Origin of the sequence: Corynebacterium nasorum (assembly GCF_032821635.1) — a bacterium.
GTDB classification, from domain to species: domain Bacteria; phylum Actinomycetota; class Actinomycetes; order Mycobacteriales; family Mycobacteriaceae; genus Corynebacterium; species Corynebacterium kefirresidentii.
This window is the reverse complement of the sequence record NZ_JAVBIE010000008.1, coordinates 101,325-117,065: the sequence shown is the minus strand read 5'-3', so window position 1 is coordinate 117,065 and position 15,741 is coordinate 101,325. Positions and strand designations below refer to the sequence as shown.

General features: G+C 58.5%; 13 protein-coding genes. 5 read left to right on the top strand and 8 right to left on the bottom strand.

Annotated features, from left to right (window positions below):
* Positions 1 to 108 precede the first annotated feature (108 nt).
* Entirely contained in the window at positions 109 to 1,215 is a 1,107-nt protein-coding gene (locus RAE07_RS08170) for an Nramp family divalent metal transporter (protein WP_317001683.1), read from the top strand.
* A 15-nt stretch (positions 1,216 to 1,230) separates the two neighbouring features.
* Here the strand turns inward: RAE07_RS08170 and RAE07_RS08165 are convergent, their stop codons facing one another.
* Complete coding sequence (locus RAE07_RS08165) at positions 1,231 to 2,472, bottom strand: MFS transporter (RefSeq protein ID WP_316327376.1); 1,242 nt, start codon at positions 2,470 to 2,472, stop codon at positions 1,231 to 1,233.
* Positions 2,473 to 2,584: 112 nt separating this feature from the next.
* Here RAE07_RS08165 and RAE07_RS08160 point away from each other — a divergent pair, with 112 nt between their 5' ends.
* Positions 2,585 to 3,103 carry a hypothetical protein gene (locus RAE07_RS08160; RefSeq protein ID WP_317001682.1) on the top strand — a complete coding sequence of 173 codons (519 nt, stop codon included), beginning with the start codon at positions 2,585 to 2,587 and terminating at the stop codon, positions 3,101 to 3,103.
* Here RAE07_RS08160 and RAE07_RS08155 read toward each other — a convergent pair.
* From RAE07_RS08155 to RAE07_RS08145, 3 genes are all read right to left on the bottom strand, one after another.
* The gene (locus RAE07_RS08155) at positions 3,100 to 3,942 is read right to left on the bottom strand and encodes a hypothetical protein (protein WP_316327379.1); all 843 of its coding nucleotides are present in this window, start codon (positions 3,940 to 3,942) and stop codon (positions 3,100 to 3,102) included. The genes RAE07_RS08160 and RAE07_RS08155 overlap by 4 nt on opposite strands.
* A gap of 206 nt (positions 3,943 to 4,148) precedes the next feature.
* Positions 4,149 to 4,997 carry a hypothetical protein gene (locus tag RAE07_RS08150; RefSeq protein WP_023021822.1) on the bottom strand — a complete coding sequence of 283 codons (849 nt, stop codon included), beginning with the start codon at positions 4,995 to 4,997 and terminating at the stop codon, positions 4,149 to 4,151.
* 81 nt (positions 4,998 to 5,078) lie between these two features.
* A complete protein-coding gene (locus RAE07_RS08145; protein ID WP_200287749.1) occupies positions 5,079 to 6,782 on the bottom strand; it encodes a carboxylesterase/lipase family protein in 1,704 nt (567 codons plus the stop codon).
* 116 nt (positions 6,783 to 6,898) lie between these two features.
* Between RAE07_RS08145 and RAE07_RS08140 the strand changes: the two genes are divergently transcribed.
* Entirely contained in the window at positions 6,899 to 7,627 is a 729-nt protein-coding gene (locus tag RAE07_RS08140) for a hypothetical protein (protein WP_200287751.1), read from the top strand.
* A gap of 183 nt (positions 7,628 to 7,810) precedes the next feature.
* On the top strand, positions 7,811 to 11,530 hold the full coding sequence (locus tag RAE07_RS08135; RefSeq protein ID WP_408910312.1) for a multifunctional oxoglutarate decarboxylase/oxoglutarate dehydrogenase thiamine pyrophosphate-binding subunit/dihydrolipoyllysine-residue succinyltransferase subunit: 3,720 nt from the start codon (positions 7,811 to 7,813) through the stop codon (positions 11,528 to 11,530).
* A gap of 440 nt (positions 11,531 to 11,970) precedes the next feature.
* On the opposite strand, the gene RAE07_RS08130 is transcribed toward RAE07_RS08135, so the two are convergent.
* Positions 11,971 to 12,714: a hypothetical protein gene (locus RAE07_RS08130; RefSeq protein ID WP_259824389.1), complete on the bottom strand. Its 744-nt coding sequence runs from the start codon at positions 12,712 to 12,714 to the stop codon at positions 11,971 to 11,973.
* 105 nt (positions 12,715 to 12,819) lie between these two features.
* Here RAE07_RS08130 and RAE07_RS08125 point away from each other — a divergent pair, with 105 nt between their 5' ends.
* Positions 12,820 to 13,950, top strand: coding sequence for an Mrp/NBP35 family ATP-binding protein (locus tag RAE07_RS08125; protein ID WP_023021827.1), 1,131 nt, complete (start codon positions 12,820 to 12,822; stop codon positions 13,948 to 13,950).
* A gap of 3 nt (positions 13,951 to 13,953) precedes the next feature.
* Here RAE07_RS08125 and RAE07_RS08120 read toward each other — a convergent pair whose 3' ends face one another.
* From RAE07_RS08120 to sigE, 3 genes are all read right to left on the bottom strand, one after another.
* Positions 13,954 to 14,505, bottom strand: coding sequence for a twin-arginine translocase TatA/TatE family subunit (locus RAE07_RS08120; RefSeq protein ID WP_200287762.1), 552 nt, complete (start codon positions 14,503 to 14,505; stop codon positions 13,954 to 13,956).
* 23 nt (positions 14,506 to 14,528) lie between these two features.
* A complete protein-coding gene (locus RAE07_RS08115) occupies positions 14,529 to 14,978 on the bottom strand; it encodes an anti-sigma factor family protein (RefSeq protein ID WP_023021829.1) in 450 nt (149 codons plus the stop codon).
* A gap of 84 nt (positions 14,979 to 15,062) precedes the next feature.
* Positions 15,063 to 15,692, bottom strand: coding sequence for an RNA polymerase sigma factor SigE (gene sigE, locus RAE07_RS08110; protein ID WP_034656442.1), 630 nt, complete (start codon positions 15,690 to 15,692; stop codon positions 15,063 to 15,065).
* Positions 15,693 to 15,741 lie beyond the last annotated feature (49 nt).

Sequence of the window (15,741 nt, the reverse complement as noted above, 5' to 3'; positions counted from 1 at the left end):
TGTCGCGTGGGTGCAAAATGAGCTCAACGAAACACCCCGACAAATCCTCGGCGGCGCAACCCCACGTGAAATACTTAACGAACTATTCAAGCGTGGCGCATCCACCGCTTGATTCCGCCCATCATCGGTACGATTATGAAGATTGTATTGGTCGAAGGTGTCGGACGGTATAGCCTTGCCACCGGAAACACGATGTTCCATGGTTGGCGTGAGCTAGGGCGTTCGACTGCTTGGTACTTTGCCCCTTATATCGTTATCTGGGGACTCGTATACGGCGCCGCCGCGATGTCCGGCACTGGACTGGCCCTCAGCGCTCTTTTCCCGAACACCAGTCTCGAAATGTGGGCAATTATCACCGGCATTTCCTGTTTTGTCCTGACTTGGCTTGGCCAATATCAGCTTTTTGAAAAACTTTCAGCCATCTTGGTCGGGATTATGTTTGTCACTGTAGTCGGCATCGCCGCCATTACTACCCCTAACCTTCCCGAAATCATCGGTGGCTTAGTGCCACAAATTCCGGATGGATCCTTTGTCTATGTACTATCCATCGCTGGCGGAGTGGGCGGGACTATTACTCTAGCTGCCTACGGCTACTGGCTGCGGGAAAAGGAATGGTACACGCCGAAATGGATGAAGGTTATGCGTATGGACAATGCGGTAGCTTACGCAGTCACCGGAATCTTCGTTCTGGCTACACTCGTGCTGGGCGCCGAGCTTCTTTACAGCGCCAACGTCGCCGTATCCGATAACGATCAGGGCCTCGTTGATATGGCGGATGTACTTGAGGACCGCTACGGAACCTTCATCTCCAAAATGTTCATCATCGGATTTTTCTCTGCCGCATTCTCCTCTTGCCTTGGTGTTTGGAACGGCGTTTCCCTCATGTTCGCCGACTATATTGGCCACCTCAAAAAGATTCCGCAAGGCGATCCGAGGACAAGTACCGGTGGAAAGTATTACCGCGCTTATCTCATCTGGCTAACCTTTCCACCAATGTTGTTGCTTCTCCTTGGAAAGCCAACTGGGCTCATCATCGCTTATGGAGTCCTCGGCTCACTTTTCATGCCCTTTTTAGGCCTGACCCTCCTGGTATTGCTGAATACCAGACACACGCCAAAGAAATGGAGAAATGGCTGGTTCGTCAACACCTTGATGGCGATTATCTCCGTCGCCTTCGTTTATCTATGCGTCTCCCAATTGGCTGAACTTTTCTAGCCCAACTCCAAATGCTTAGTTCTCCTGCGGCACCCGCTTCGGCTTATTCCCCACCTCAGCGTGCGGGTCGCGGCCGAATGCCCAGGCAATGATGCCGATGAAGGCGATGGCGCCGCAGACGGTGAAGGCGAGGGGGAAGCCGGAGGCGTCGGCAAGCAGGCCAATGAGCATGGGGCCTAAGATTTGGCCGAAGTCTCCGGCCATCTGGAAGGTGGATAGCACCTTGCCGCCGGAGCGCTCATTGCCCACGATGTCTCCCACCGCGGCCTGCTGGGAGGGGTTAATGAGCCCGGAAGATGCGCCGGCGAAGGCGGACACGAGCAGGAGGAACCAGACACTGGTAGCCATGCCCATGAGAACCATGAAAATGGCGGAACCGACCAGGCCGATAAGGATGAGTGGCTTGCGGCCGTGGATATCGGACCACCTGCCCGAAAATTGCAAGACGATGGTGTTCCCAGCAGCAAAGACCGCGAGTGCAAGGCCGGATGCCGCGGCGCCATTGTGGAAGATAGAGGCGGCAAATAGAGGAAGGACGGACACCCGCACGCCCATGTTGATCCAGCTGTGCGCGAAGTTGGAAGTTAAGACCGCACGATAGGCGGTGTCACCCCAGGCTTCCTGCAGGCGCATGGGCGGCAGTTCATCCTTGTTAGCCTGCTTGTGGTTGACGCGGGGCATTTGCCACCAGACAACGAATGCGGCGAGTGCGACACCCACACCGTAGATGAAAAATGGCCAACGAAAGCCCAGGAAGGACAGGCTGGCCCCAAGAACCGGGCCAGCAACATTACCTAGCAGGAAGGCCGTGGCATAGGTGGCAGAACACTTGCCGCGAATCGACGGCGGGGACATGCGCACAATAAGGCCCATGGCCGAGACCGTGAACATGGTCGAGCCAATGCCGGCTAGGGCTCGCAGGGCCACGATGTGCCAGTAGCTTTGGGCAATGGAGACGAGTCCGGTGGTTACCGCGACGGTCATGAGGCCAATGAGGTAGACGCGGCGTGAGCCGACGCGATCCACCAATGAACCGGACATCGGCGCGAAAAGCAGGCGCGAGGCAGCGAAGATGGAAACCACCAGGCCCGCGGCGGCCATGGAGACATCGAAGCTCACCACAAACTGCGGCAAGAGCGGAGCGATGAGACCGTATCCCAGCGCGATGATGAATGCGGCGGTGACCATAACCCAGATCTCGCGTGGAATTTGCGGCTTTTGTTCTGGGCTTATTTCCCCACTTGGCGTATTCATCATATCGGCTGCAACTCTAATCCTTCAGTTACAGGAAAGCCATTTTCAATCTCTGTTCGTACAGGTGTTCTACTAGCGTGGGCGAGTGTCCGCGCAGGGTTCTAATGTGATGGCCATGTACAACGCAGAAAAGAACTTTCCCCAGTCCACCCCGATGTTCCTCCCACGTTCCGCCAGCGAGATTGCCGCAGATTTGCTCTACCACGAATACGACACCATCGAGTCCATTACCGCTATCCTGCACCACCCACGTTCCCTGGCCCGCCCTACTCCCACCTGGCGCCCACCACTCAAGCAGCTGCCGACGGCCGCGGGTGGACCGGGCGGAGACTACTGCATGAGCATTACCCGCCACCGCGTGGGTTCACGCGTAAAGGCCCGAGTGCGCGGCTTTGGGCAAGACCGCATTCCCGCATACCTCATCACCATCCGCATAACCGAGAACTTTGGCCAAACGGTGGAACCTGCCGTGGCCGATGGCTGGGTACGCACGCTTGTGCCGGCGGAGATGGTTGATGCCGTCCACGAGGTCTCTCGCGGCCCCAATGCCACCTATGTATGGCTCGTGGATAGCTCTTTTCAACCCGTCCGCTCCCCCGAGTCGTTATTCGCCGGCTTAACCCAAGCCGCCTAAGCGGTCACGGGCTGTTTTGTCTGCTGCCCCGGCACATCCGGTGCTGCATGCGGGTCAGGCGCGTGCAGGATCTTTTTCAATACTTCGCGGTTAAAGGTCACCGTGTAGTGTCGAGCGATTGCCTTGGGCATAAAACGCAAAACCAAGCAGGCGATGAGAACGGTAAAGACCTTGTCCAAGATGTCAGAGGTAAGGCCTTGCAGGATGATGGCCAGGCGCTCATCTTGAAAGATCAGCTCATAGAACTTGGTAAGGTTTTGCGGTTCCTGGCGTGGACGCCCGCTGAACGAAAAGATCAGGACATATACGCTCATCACGCCGGAGCCGATGCCCATACCGAGGCCGGAAAAAATGATCGACGAGAGCCTATTAAATACCCCGCGGCGGGCCATCAAACCCACGGCGGCGCCGATAAAGATGCCCACAGGAGCAAAGGCGAGATCATAGGCAAAGTACACTCCTCCCAACACCGTGGTGGTCAAGCCCGTGGCCATACCCAGCACAGGACCGGCGATGATTGCCACGATGGAGGTGCCCACGGCATCGAAGAACAACGGGGCTTGCGAGCGCACCGTCAACGAGCCCAGCAATAAATTTATCGAGGCACCGAAGATGGGATACAAGAGGATGCAATTGGGCACCAACCCATACTGCGAGGTGTATAACAGCACCGCAGCCACCAAGAGCAGCACCCAGACGCTGGCGGTCAGATAAGACTCAAAAGTCACGCTCACCGTGGAGTACACGCCAAGCACGGTGCAAAACCACGCGGCAAGCGAGAGTGCTACGGCAACAACGACAAGAACGTATCGCCACGTAGTATCGCGGTTCACTGCCATGGTTTTCTACTCCTCATAAGGTTTGGCCTGGGGCGGATTTTCAGTCCCAGGCCGGGAACCTTCTAAAGCCTAGTTGCCGGCGCGTGAAAGTAGCAAGACAATAAGGAATATATAATCTATACCCCTACCTGCAATGATGCTTTGAAAAAGAGAAAGGCCCAGCCCCACCGCAAGAAGGCGGTGAGCTGGGCTATGGGAGGTAGGGTTTACTTATCTTCAGCTGCTTCGGCCTCGGATTCATCGTCCACGTCGGCATCATCGGTGTCGAAGTAGTCCTCCTCTTCGTCCCCGTCATCCTCACCGAAGATGTCGTAGACGTCCGGTTCTTCATAGTCTTCGTCATCGAAGGATACGAGCTGCGCTTCCCAGTCCAAAGCTTGCTCAGAAACAAGCCCCAGGACGTCGAAGAGGCGATCGAAATCGGTGTAGGTACCAAGCTCGAGGGCCTCGGCAGGAACCTCCACGATGGGGACATCATCAAAGTCGGCGTTATCAAAGAGGGCGAGGCGGTCGGCCTCATCGAGATCCTCATCCTCTTCATCAACTTCCCAGGCGAGGGTGACGGCCTCATCTTCCATGTCATCTAGATCGTCTTCGTCGAAGTCGAAAGCGAGGAAGCGGACGATGGCAGAAGGGACACCGTCTATGGTTTCCACAAGCACGCGCAGCTCCGAGTCATTGGCTACTTCAGCCACGACAAGGTGTGGGTTGAGCTCATCTTGGGAAAATTCTAGTTCCGCAATGCGTTCATCGGTGCCCTCCAGCAGGTCGCGCAGGACGGTGACCACTTGGTCGGTAGCGATGTGGCGAGAAACCGCCTCCACGGCGTCATCTACAGAGAAGGCGACGGAGACCAAGACTGCCTCAAATTCCTCATCGTCTTCATCAACGTCTGCCGCAGCGATATAGACATTTGCTGCAGGCAGGAGCGGATCGATTTCAATAAATTGGATTTCCAGATCAGAGGTGATTGGAACGAACATGACGTCATCATTGACGCGGGACTCGATGCCCTCGGCATCCAATGCAGAAGCAATATCTTCGAAAAAGCTCATGGTGGTTTAAAATCCATCCTTCGGAAGCAGAGGTCCCCACGGTAGGCAAGCCGCCGCCCGCGGTCACTGTGGAGTCTACCGCTATTCCCACCCGTATGGTTGGAAGCCCAAAGATTTCACCAGCTCTGGGCGCCCACTTCCCCACTCCAACATGTGGTATCCTTCCCACGCTTGCCGCTTGAGCTCGTGCGGGGCGTTTTCAATATAGGCTTCCGCATCAAAGATCATGGTGGCCCGCTGCTTGAGCCCGTAGCGCGGCCAGCTCATCTTCGGGCGGCCACCGTGGATAAAGGCGGACCAGTGCTGCTGCATGGTGGCGGTAAGTTCTTCCATCTCCGCGCGCGAGCCCCAATTAGTAAGGAAGGACGCGCGCGAAGAATGTGGGTCACCAAAGACGTTGCCCAGCTCCATCGAGTGCATGGCCCCTAGGCCCAACCACTTGAGTACGGCAGAGGCGAAGTCGAAGCGGTACATCCACGTTGGTGCCACCTGCGCGTGGGCGGCGGCGATGCGGGTGGAGGGTGCCCAAAAGAGGGCGTCGGCAAGCAGGTGCGCAAAGTCTTCGCGGGCCACTGCGCCGTCATAAGCGGCAACCACCTCAGGGGCATGCTGGGGATCGAAGGAGGCCAATAGGCGCAGGGCGGCGCGCTCACGGGAGCTTTGGCGCTGGAAGAGGAATTTGCCAAAGCTAGCCTCGTCCGAGTTCGTGCCGATGAGCAGCGGAACTTGATGCTGGTGGCCGTTTTCAAAGGCGGCAATGGGGTGTTCTGGAATAAGCTCCTCATCCACCGTGGGCGCATAGCAAGAATTAAGGTGAATGAGCTCTCCAGCCCGCCACATCATGGACTGGCCGGAGCGCACCAAATCAGCAAAGTTTTCCTGCCGCAGATCCTCTACCGAGGTGCGGCGCGGCAAGGCCAACCGGTGAACCAGCTCGCGCGCCCACAAGGTGGATTGAGCCCGGGAGTGAATCATGGCGATCGGCGGGGACTGGGCGATGGCGCGATGGAATAGGCCCTCCGCGGGCGGGCTCGTCATCAAGGTCAAAACGGCCGCACCGCCGGCAGACTCGCCCATGAGGGTGACAGAGTCAGGGTCACCGCCAAAGGCGGCGATATTATCGCGCACCCACTGCAATGCCAAGATCTGGTCAGCCACCGCCGGGTTGGCACTGCAGTCGCCGCCTAGGCTGCGCAGGTCCAAATAACCCAAAGAGTTAAGGCGGAAATTGATGGATACGTAGACCACGTCCATGCGGGTGGCTAGCTCGAAACCACGAAGCATGAGCATATGAGACGAACCCATAATGAAGCTGCCGCCATGTAAATAGACCACCACAGGAAGCTTCTCCTCGGTGCGCGGGCGCACGATGTCGAGGTACAGGCAGTCCTCGGAGCCGATAATGCGGTCGGTCCAGGAGTACGTGGGCTGCGGGGCCGGCGGGCCGAACTGACTGCAATCGCGCACGCCCTCCCACGCCGGCGCGGGCTGCGGGGCGCGGAAGCGATTGTCCCCAGCGGTGGTATCTCCAAACGGGATACCGCGCCACGTCAACACCGGCCCGGCGCTAATGGGGCGATCGGGGCGCAGGTCCTCTTCAATAACACCGCGCACCCAACCAGAGGTGGTGCGCACCGTCAGCTCATCTGCCAGGGCGTTTCGAGCTTCCTCGTAGGCGCGGCGGGCGCGTTCGTGCGCCTGCTCCGCCTTCAGTCGCGCCGCCGCGGAGGACTCCTCCGGGAAGACATCCCCGGAATCGCGGTAATTCTCGTGCGGCCTAACCATGTCCACTAGCTTAGGTGGCCTGCACGCCCAGGGCGATCTGATTGCGGCGCGGCGGCACATTAATGCAGCCTTTACTATGCTGGGCACGGATAAGTTTTAGCGAAAGAGAAGGACACATGGGTTTATTCACTAAAGATAAAAAGGACAACTCCACCGAGGTGGATACCGTCGATACCTATGACATCGATCCGGAGGACAGCAACCGCTTTACCTCTGCCCTGCTCAACTCTTTGGACCGCGCGGTATCGATACAATCTGGCGTCATCATCAAGTATGTCGAGAGCCTGAAAAAGCGCAATAAGGGCGCAAGCCCACAGAAGCTGCAGGAGCTCATTGACAAGCACTTCCTTAATATCACCTCCGGTACCGGTGCGGCCGCAGGTGCATCCGCCGCCATCCCGGGTATTGGTTTGGTAACCGGCGCTGCCACCATCGCAGGCGAGTCCGTGGTTTTCTTAGAGGCCGCAGCTTGGTACATCTTGGCTTCTGCCTACCTGCGTGGCGATGACATCAAGTCCCCCGAGCGCCGCCGCGCCCTTGTACTCGTCGTGCTCACCGGCTCGAAGGGGTCCGCTTTGGTCGATACCTTTGTCGGGGACCTCAATAGCGTTGCTGGTATGCGCTCGGCCGCTAGCCTGTCCCGATTCTCCGGCCCCACTCTATCTGGCATCAACGGCCGCCTGACCAAGCTTTTTACCAAACAAGTCACCAAACGCCTCAAGTGGGCGTGGGTAAGCAAACTGATGCCCATGGGCATTGGCGCGGTATTAGGCACCACCGCCAATCGCAAGCTGGCCAAGCAGGTCATCGAGCACGCCGGCGAGCAGCTTTCCCCCCTTACCTAAGGCTAGGGGTAGCCAGAAACCGGAAAGTGGGGCTATTGATACCCCTAACATAGTGAGTTTAGGGGTATGCCCCGTATCATGTAGGCAGACTCTTTGGCGGGTGACGTATGCGCTCGTACAAAGGCCGCACTAAAGTCGAATAAACGACCATTTTAAAGCAGAGAAATGAGGCGAATACCTGCCGTGAGCACATCGAATATCTTCGGCCCCAATGCGTGGCTGATAGACGAGCAGTTCCAGCAGTACTCCAAGGACCCGAGCTCCGTAGATAAGGAGTGGCGCGACTACTTCGAGGCAAACGGCGCGCCTAAGTCTAAGGCCCCAGCCAAGGAGGCCGCGAAGCCGTCTAAGCCAGCCGCGAAGAAGACTGAGGGTACTACTACCGCCCGCAAGCAGGAGGTCCGCGAAACCAACGTGGATAAGTCCGTGTCCAAGGCACAGGAGAAGTCCGCTAAGGCACAGCAGTCCGTAAAGAAGTCTGAGTCCCCGCTGGACCATATTGCGGACTACAAGGGCGGCGAAGAGCGCCAGCTCAAGGGCATGTTCAAGGCCATTGCTAAGAACATGGAAGAATCCTTGGAAATTCCTACCGCTACCACCGTGCGCGATATGCCGGTCAAGCTCATGTGGGAAAACCGTTCCATGATCAATGACCACCTCAAGCGCACCCGCGGTGGCAAGATCTCCTTTACCCACATCATCGGCTACGCCATGGTCAAGGCCGTGCAGCTGCACCCAGATATGAACGTGCGCTACGAGCTCAAGGATGGCAAGCCTTATGTCATCCAGCCCGAGCACATCAACCTGGGCCTAGCCATTGACCTCCCGCAGAAGGATGGCTCCCGCGCGCTGGTCGTTGCCGCCATCAAGGAGTGCGAGACCAAGTCCTTCTCCGAGTTTGTTGCGGCTTATGAGGATATTGTTACCCGTTCCCGCAAGAACAAGCTCACCATGGATGACTTCTCTGGTGTGACCATTAACCTCACCAACCCGGGCGGCATCGGCACCCGCCACTCCATCGCCCGCCTGACTAAGGGCGCAGGCTCCATCATCGGCGTGGGCTCTATGGATTATCCGGCCGAGTTCGCCGGTGCTTCCGCAGATCGCTTGGCTGACCTAGGTGTAGGCCGCCTGGTTACCTTGACCTCCACCTATGACCACCGCGTTATCCAGGGTGCAGAGTCCGGCGAATTTTTGCGCACCATTGGCCAGCTGCTTGTCGACGGCGCGTTCTGGGACGACCTCTTCTCCTCCATGGGCGTGCCTTATGAGCCATTCCGTTGGGCACAGGACGTGCCAAACTCCGGCGTGGACAAGAACACCCGCGTCATGCAGCTCATCGAGTCCTACCGCTCCCGCGGCCACCTGCTTGCCGATACCAACCCGCTGGGTTGGGTACAGCCGGGACTGCCTAACCCGGATCACCGCGACCTCGATATCGCGACCCACGGCCTGACCATTTGGGATCTGGACCGCACCTTCAACGTCGGTGGCTTTGGCGGCAAGGAGCAGATGACTCTGCGCGAGGTGCTGTCTCGCCTGCGCGCCGCCTATACCTTGAAGGTCGGCTCCGAGTACACCCACATCTTGGACCGCGATGAGCGCAGCTGGCTGCAGGACCGCCTCGAGGCTGGCATGCCGAAGCCCACCAACGCGGAGCAGAAGTACATCCTGCAGAAGGTTAATGCCGCCGAGGCATTCGAGAACTTCTTGCAGACCAAGTACGTGGGCCAGAAGCGCTTCTCCCTCGAGGGCGCTGAGACCCTCATTCCGTTGCTGGATTCCATCATCGATACTGCCGCTGGCCAGGATTTGGACGAGGTCGTCATCGGTATGCCGCACCGCGGCCGCCTGAACGTTCTCTTCAATATCGTGGGCAAGCCGCTGGCCGATATCTTCGGCGAGTTCGACGGCAACTACAAGGGCGGCCAGCTCGGCGGCTCCGGTGACGTTAAGTACCACTTGGGTTCTGAGGGCCACCACCTCCAGATGTTCGGCGATGGCGAAATCAAGGTCACCCTTGCTGCCAACCCGTCCCACCTCGAGGCCGTGGACCCAGTCATGGAAGGCATCGCGCGCGCTAAGCAGGACATTTTGGACAAGGGCCCAGAGGGCCACACCGTTGTTCCGGTCATGCTCCACGGCGATGCATCCTTCACCGGCCTGGGCATTGTCCAGGAGACCATCAACCTGTCCCAGCTGCGCGGTTATACCAACGGCGGCACCGTCCACATCGTGGTCAATAACCAGGTGGGCTTCACCACTACCCCGGATTCCGGCCGTTCCACCCACTACGCCACCGACTTGGCCAAGGGCTTCGACTGCCCGGTCTTCCACGTCAATGGCGACGACCCAGAAGCAGTTGTCTGGGTGGGCCAGATGGCTGCCGAGTACCGCCGCCAGTTTGGCAAGGATGTCTTCATCGACCTCATGGTCTACCGCCTGCGCGGTCACAACGAGGCCGATGACCCATCCATGACCCAGCCAGAGCTTTACTCTGTCATCGACGAGCACAAGGCAGTGCGCGAGCGCTACACCAACGACCTCATCGGCCGTGGTGACCTCTCCGCCGAAGACGCCGAAGCAGCCGCACGCGACTTCCATGATCAGATGGAGTCCGTCTTTGCTGAGCACAAGGAAGCTGGCAAGGCTCGCCCGAAGGAGCAGACTGGCATCACCTCCTCCCAGGAGCTCACCCGCGGCCTGGATACCTCCATCACCGCCGAGGAACTCGCCGAGCTGGGTGCCGCCTATGGCAACCCACCAGAGGACTTCGAGTACCACAAGCGCGTGGGCAAGGTAGCCAAGGATCGCGAGAAGTCTTCCCGCGAGGGCGGCATCGACTGGGGTTGGGGCGAACTCATCGCCTTCGGTTCCCTGGCCGGCGAGGGCAAGGTCGTCCGCCTGGCTGGTGAAGATTCCCGCCGCGGTACCTTCACCCAGCGCCACGCCGTTACATTCGACCCACGCAACGGCAATGAGTACAACCCGATGCACGCCATCGCCACCTCCAAGGGCAATGGCGGCAAGTTCATGGTCTACAACTCCGCGCTGACCGAGTACGCTGGCATGGGCTTCGAATACGGCTACACCGTGGGCAACCCAGACGCCCTCGTGGCGTGGGAGGCACAGTTCGGTGACTTCGCCAACGGCGCCCAGACCATTATCGATGAGTACATCTCCTCCGGTGAGGCCAAGTGGGGCCAGCTGTCCAGCCTGGTACTCCTCCTGCCGCACGGCTACGAGGGCCAGGGTCCGGACCACTCCTCCGCCCGCATCGAGCGCTACCTCCAGCTGTGCGCTGAGGGTTCCATGACCGTGGCTCAGCCTTCCACCCCGGCTAACCACTTCCACCTGCTGCGCCGCCAGGCTCTCGGTGAGATGAAGCGTCCATTGGTCGTCTTCACCCCGAAGTCCATGCTGCGCAACAAGGCGGCCACCTCCGCCGTGGAGGACTTCACCGAGGTCAAGCGCTTCCAGTCCGTTATCAACGATCCGAACTACGTTGACGTTGACGGCAAGAAGGTTGGCGATACCGACAAGGTCAAGACCATCATGCTGGTTTCCGGCAAGCTGTACTGGGATCTGGAGAAGAAGCGCGAGGCCGACGGCCGCGATGACATCGCCATCGTCCGCGTGGAGATGCTCCACCCGATTCCGTTCAACCGCCTGCGCGAGGCATTTGAGGCTTACCCGAATGCCACCCAGATTCGCTTCGTACAGGACGAGCCGGCCAACCAGGGTCCATGGCCGTTCTACAATGAGCACCTGCGCACCCTGATCCCAGATATGCCTGAAATGGTTCGCGTTTCCCGCCGTGCCCAGTCCTCGACTGCTACCGGCAATGCCAAGGTGCACCAGATTGAGCAGAAAAACCTGCTGGAAGAGGCTTTTGACATCTAAAGCTCTTCGAAATGTTTAAACCCCAGTGAGGACTCCTCACTGGGGTTTACTCATGCGGGCCAACGTTCCTCAGGAACTACGGACTCGGCTTGCTTCTCAACTAGCACTCTCTTCTTACTCGATTCTCCTCTCCTCTCACGTTCTTAGCGCAGACTTCACTCCTTTCGCGCTCACGGGGAGTGACCGCTGCGAGAAAGGTGCGTTACCGGTGAGCGCGAAGGGAGGGGGTGAGGGTATTGCTGTGCTATGGCCGACCGCGTTCGCACCAGCACCGTTGATCGGATCTGCTGAAATGTTCGGGAATTGGCATCTACGTCAAGCTCGAAGGCTTTGGGCGCCGTTCAGATAACCACGAGCTGTCGGGCCCGTTGGTTTTACTTGACTTGGTGGTTTCCGAGTTGTCGACGCCTGGAAACTTTCGCCTACCCGCCAAAGAAAAACTATTTGGAGCCTCCGGTGAGATCAGACCCACCGGAAGAATCTGAGTCGCCTTCCTCATCGAGCATTTTCGTGCCGGAGCCGTGCAGCCACGTGCGAACCACTTTTGCCACGTCGCCTTTTTGCTCTGCCTCTTGCGCCAATTCAGAGATGTCTTTTCGCGTGATGAACTTCGTCAATGAAGCTATAGATTGGCGTTCCTCGCGGTCCAAGAGATCATCCTGGTAGAGCGCCACAAAATTCTCGGGGAGCTTTGGCTCCGCGTCCTCACAGCCAGTGGCGCTGGATGGTTCCACCGCGCCTAGGTCGCCTGGAAGTGCAGACATTAAAGCGATGTGAGTACGCGCTAGGTAGTCCTCACCGCCTGGTTGGGAGGAGTGCTGAGCTTTTCTATAGTCCTTGGATATTTCCCGCGCCTCACCGGGATTGAGAACGCTGAGAAAAGCCCCCGTGCACCCGACATAAAAATTACCATTGGGGTTCAAATAGCGACCGGACCTAGACTCTTGGAAAATATCCTCCCTAACAAGGGAGGCCTCACGCCCCTGTCTGATCAGCTCTTGGCGAAAGATCTCCGCCAGCACTACTTGGTCGGTCTCACTAGCATCTACCATGATGCCAACGGGGGCACGCTTAGCATTATCCGCATAAGGATCTCCATCAAACTGGGAGGAGCAGCCGGTAAGCAGCATGGCAGAGAGCACCACGCCAGCAATGGCGTGGGCAGGGCGGGCACAGCTGCGCATGGCGATACTATTCTCCTTCAGATTGGCGGCGATCGAGCGTCTAGATGATTCTACACCGAGGGCGTGTTTACCTCCTGTTGCGGCCCGACTAAGATGGCAAGGGTTATGTCTAGCGTTATTACTGAATCCGCCGTACGCGAGGCACTTTCCCGCGTTGAAGATCCCGAAATCGGGCGTCCCATCACCGAGCTCAACATGGTGAAATCAGTTTCTGTCACCGGAAACGATGTAGCCGTAGAAATTTACCTCACCATCGCTGGCTGCCCCATGAAGTCCACCATCGAGTCCAATACTCGCGCAGCAGTAGAGGATATTGAGGGCGTAGGAAACGTCACCGTGACGATGGAAGCCATGAGTGATGAGCAGCGCCGCGAGCTGAAAAAGAAGCTTCGTGGCGGCCAAGCTGAGCCGGAAATCCCGTTTGCCAAGCCAGAATCCACCACGCGTGTCTTTGCGGTGGCTTCTGGCAAGGGCGGCGTCGGCAAGTCCTCGATGACGGTAAATCTCGCCGCGGCGCTGGTGCACAAGGGGCTTAAAGTCGGCATCGTCGATGCCGATATTTACGGCCACTCTGTTCCTAATTTGCTGGGCTGCACCGATGGCCCGACCGTTCTCGATGATGAGATGCTTTTGCCCCCGATTTCCCACGGCATTAAGCACATCTCCATCGGGCAATTCGTCGAAGGCAACGCCCCTGTGGTCTGGCGCGGACCTATGCTCCACCGTGCATTGCAGCAGTTCTTGGCCGACGTTTTCTGGGGTGACCTAGACGTTCTCCTGCTGGATCTTCCTCCAGGCACGGGCGATATCGCCCTGTCCGTGGCCCAGCTCATCCCTAATGCGGAGCTACTTATCGTAACCACCCCGCAGGCCGCGGCCGCCGAGGTGGCAGAGCGTGCCGGGTCCATCTCCCAGCAGACGCGCCAGCGCGTGGCCGGCGTGATTGAGAATATGGGCGCTATGGTCATGCCGGATGGCTCCACCATGGATGTCTTTGGTACCGGCGGCGGACAGATTGTGGCCGATCGCCTCGGCGTCATTCTTGGCCATGAGGTTCCACTGCTGGCTTCGGTGCCTCTGGATCCCACCCTGCGCAGCGGTGGCGATGCCGGCACTCCGATCGTTATAGATGCCCCCGAGTCCCCCGCCGCCCAACAGATCCAGGCGGTGGCCGATAAACTGGCCATCCGCTCCGATTCCCTAGTGGGCAAAAATCTGAACTTGGGCGTGAACTAGCCCCTAGGTTACATCTTCCCACATGCCGCCGCCGGTGGATTCTTCCCCACCGCGCGGCGGTTTCTTTTCGGTCGCGGGTTGCTCCGTCGATTGCGGTTGCGAAGCTGCGGCGCGCTGGTGCGGCTGTGGCTGTGGCTGCTGCGGCTGTTCGGCATAAACCTGGGAATAGTCGAAGCTTGGGCGCTGTTGCGGTTGTTGCTGCTCCGGCTCCTTGGGAGCGGTATTGCTCTTAATATCTTCTGCCATCTTCTGGGGATTGAAGTCATCCCAGGCGGATTCGTCGCCGTCGAAAAGCGCCTTGGTGATTGCGCCCTTCGGCCCCAGACGCGTCCACTGCGCGGCTTGGGTAAGCGGGCCACGGATATCATCAAATTCCGAGGTAATAGAGCCCATCTCCCCATTGAGCTCCGCCTTGGCATTATTGATGGCCTTCCGCGCCGCATAGATGGCTGCGCGCACGTCCTTAATCACCTCAGGCATGCGTTCTGGGCCGATGACGATGATGCCCAAGAGCACAATGACGAAAATCTCGGGCCAACCAATGGAAGAAAACACGCTTAAATACTAGTCCTTCGCTCTTAGCCGCGCTGATTGTGCTTGATTGCGCGAACCACCATCTCCACCTTGTCTAAGAAGTCCTGCTGGGGCCGGTGCGCCGGCGTTGCTGCATCAGGCCCGGGCGCTACCCCCTCCGTGGCAATGCCTGCGAGCTTCGCGAGCAAGGACTGCGGCGCCTTGACCGTTGCGGACTCCGCGCAGTGGCGCACCCATTCCGAGGCACGACGCTGCTGATGCACATCCGCGCGGCATTCAGCGCAGTGCACCAGGTGAATGCGCACACGGTGCATAAATTTTGGCTCCATCTCGCCGTCCACAAAGGCAACAACCGCCTCTGGGCCCAAATGCCCGATGGTATCGCTACGCCGCGCCTTGGCCTTCGCCCTATCGCGAGCCTTTGCTTGGGCGGCATCAAATCCGCCGTGCACGCTCAGCGTGGACAAGGTTCGGCGTCCTCGCAGCGAGTCCATCGATCCCTCCTCCACTAGTTGCTCGGCCTTCATTGACGCGGAAAGTCCCCGCCGGCAGCGGGGACTATGCAGTTTCTCTAAAGTTTAGCGCGTACGCAGCAGCATGCGCGTTTCCGCATTGGTTTGCGCCTCTTTTTCTAGCGCCGCACGTAGCTGGGAGCGGCCGCGGTGGATGCGTGAGCGCACCGTACCCATCTTGACACCAAGGGTCTCTGCAATCTCGTCATAGCTCATCCCAACGACATCGCACAGGACCACGGCCACGCGGAAATCGGGAGCCAGCCCGTCGAGCGCGGACTGCAAAGCTGGATCCAGGTTAGCCACGGAATAAGCCTGCTCCGGGGTCATATCCGTACCAGGAACGCGTTCATAATCCTCTGGCAGGGCCTCCATGCGGATCTTGGAACGGTGACGAACCATATCCAAAAAGAGGTTAGTGGTAATACGGTGCAACCAGCCTTCAAACGTTCCGGCTTGATACTTGTCCAAGGAGCGGAAGACGCGCATGAAGGTTTCCTGGGTGAGATCCTCGGCGTCATGCTGATTGCCAGACAGGCGATAAGCCAAGCGGTAGACCCCATCGGCGTGCTCGGCCACGAGGTCACCCCAAGCGGGCATGTCGCCCGTGCCAGCATCGAATGCTGCGGTACCGGTCAACTCTGCCTCAGAGGTTGCAGGTTGAAGGGATTCGGCATCGCGCTTCATTTTTGTCATGCATGTCATCTTTCTACACTCAGCACAGAAACTCCAGCCATAGTACTGA

Bases quoted from the DNA above. Each gene is read 5' to 3' on its own strand.
- RAE07_RS08165 (WP_316327376.1), bottom strand. From the start codon at position 2,472: ATGATGAATACGCCAAGTGGGGAAATAAGCCCAGAACAAAAGCCGCAA.
- RAE07_RS08160 (WP_317001682.1), top strand. From the start codon at position 2,585: ATGTACAACGCAGAAAAGAACTTTCCCCAGTCCACCCCGATGTTCCTC.
- RAE07_RS08155 (WP_316327379.1), bottom strand. From the start codon at position 3,942: ATGGCAGTGAACCGCGATACTACGTGGCGATACGTTCTTGTCGTTGTT.
- RAE07_RS08150 (WP_023021822.1), bottom strand. From the start codon at position 4,997: ATGAGCTTTTTCGAAGATATTGCTTCTGCATTGGATGCCGAGGGCATC.
- RAE07_RS08145 (WP_200287749.1), bottom strand. From the start codon at position 6,782: ATGGTTAGGCCGCACGAGAATTACCGCGATTCCGGGGATGTCTTCCCG.
- RAE07_RS08140 (WP_200287751.1), top strand. From the start codon at position 6,899: ATGGGTTTATTCACTAAAGATAAAAAGGACAACTCCACCGAGGTGGAT.
- RAE07_RS08130 (WP_259824389.1), bottom strand. From the start codon at position 12,714: ATGCGCAGCTGTGCCCGCCCTGCCCACGCCATTGCTGGCGTGGTGCTC.
- RAE07_RS08125 (WP_023021827.1), top strand. From the start codon at position 12,820: ATGTCTAGCGTTATTACTGAATCCGCCGTACGCGAGGCACTTTCCCGC.
- RAE07_RS08115 (WP_023021829.1), bottom strand. From the start codon at position 14,978: ATGGACTCGCTGCGAGGACGCCGAACCTTGTCCACGCTGAGCGTGCAC.
- sigE (WP_034656442.1), bottom strand. From the start codon at position 15,692: ATGACAAAAATGAAGCGCGATGCCGAATCCCTTCAACCTGCAACCTCT.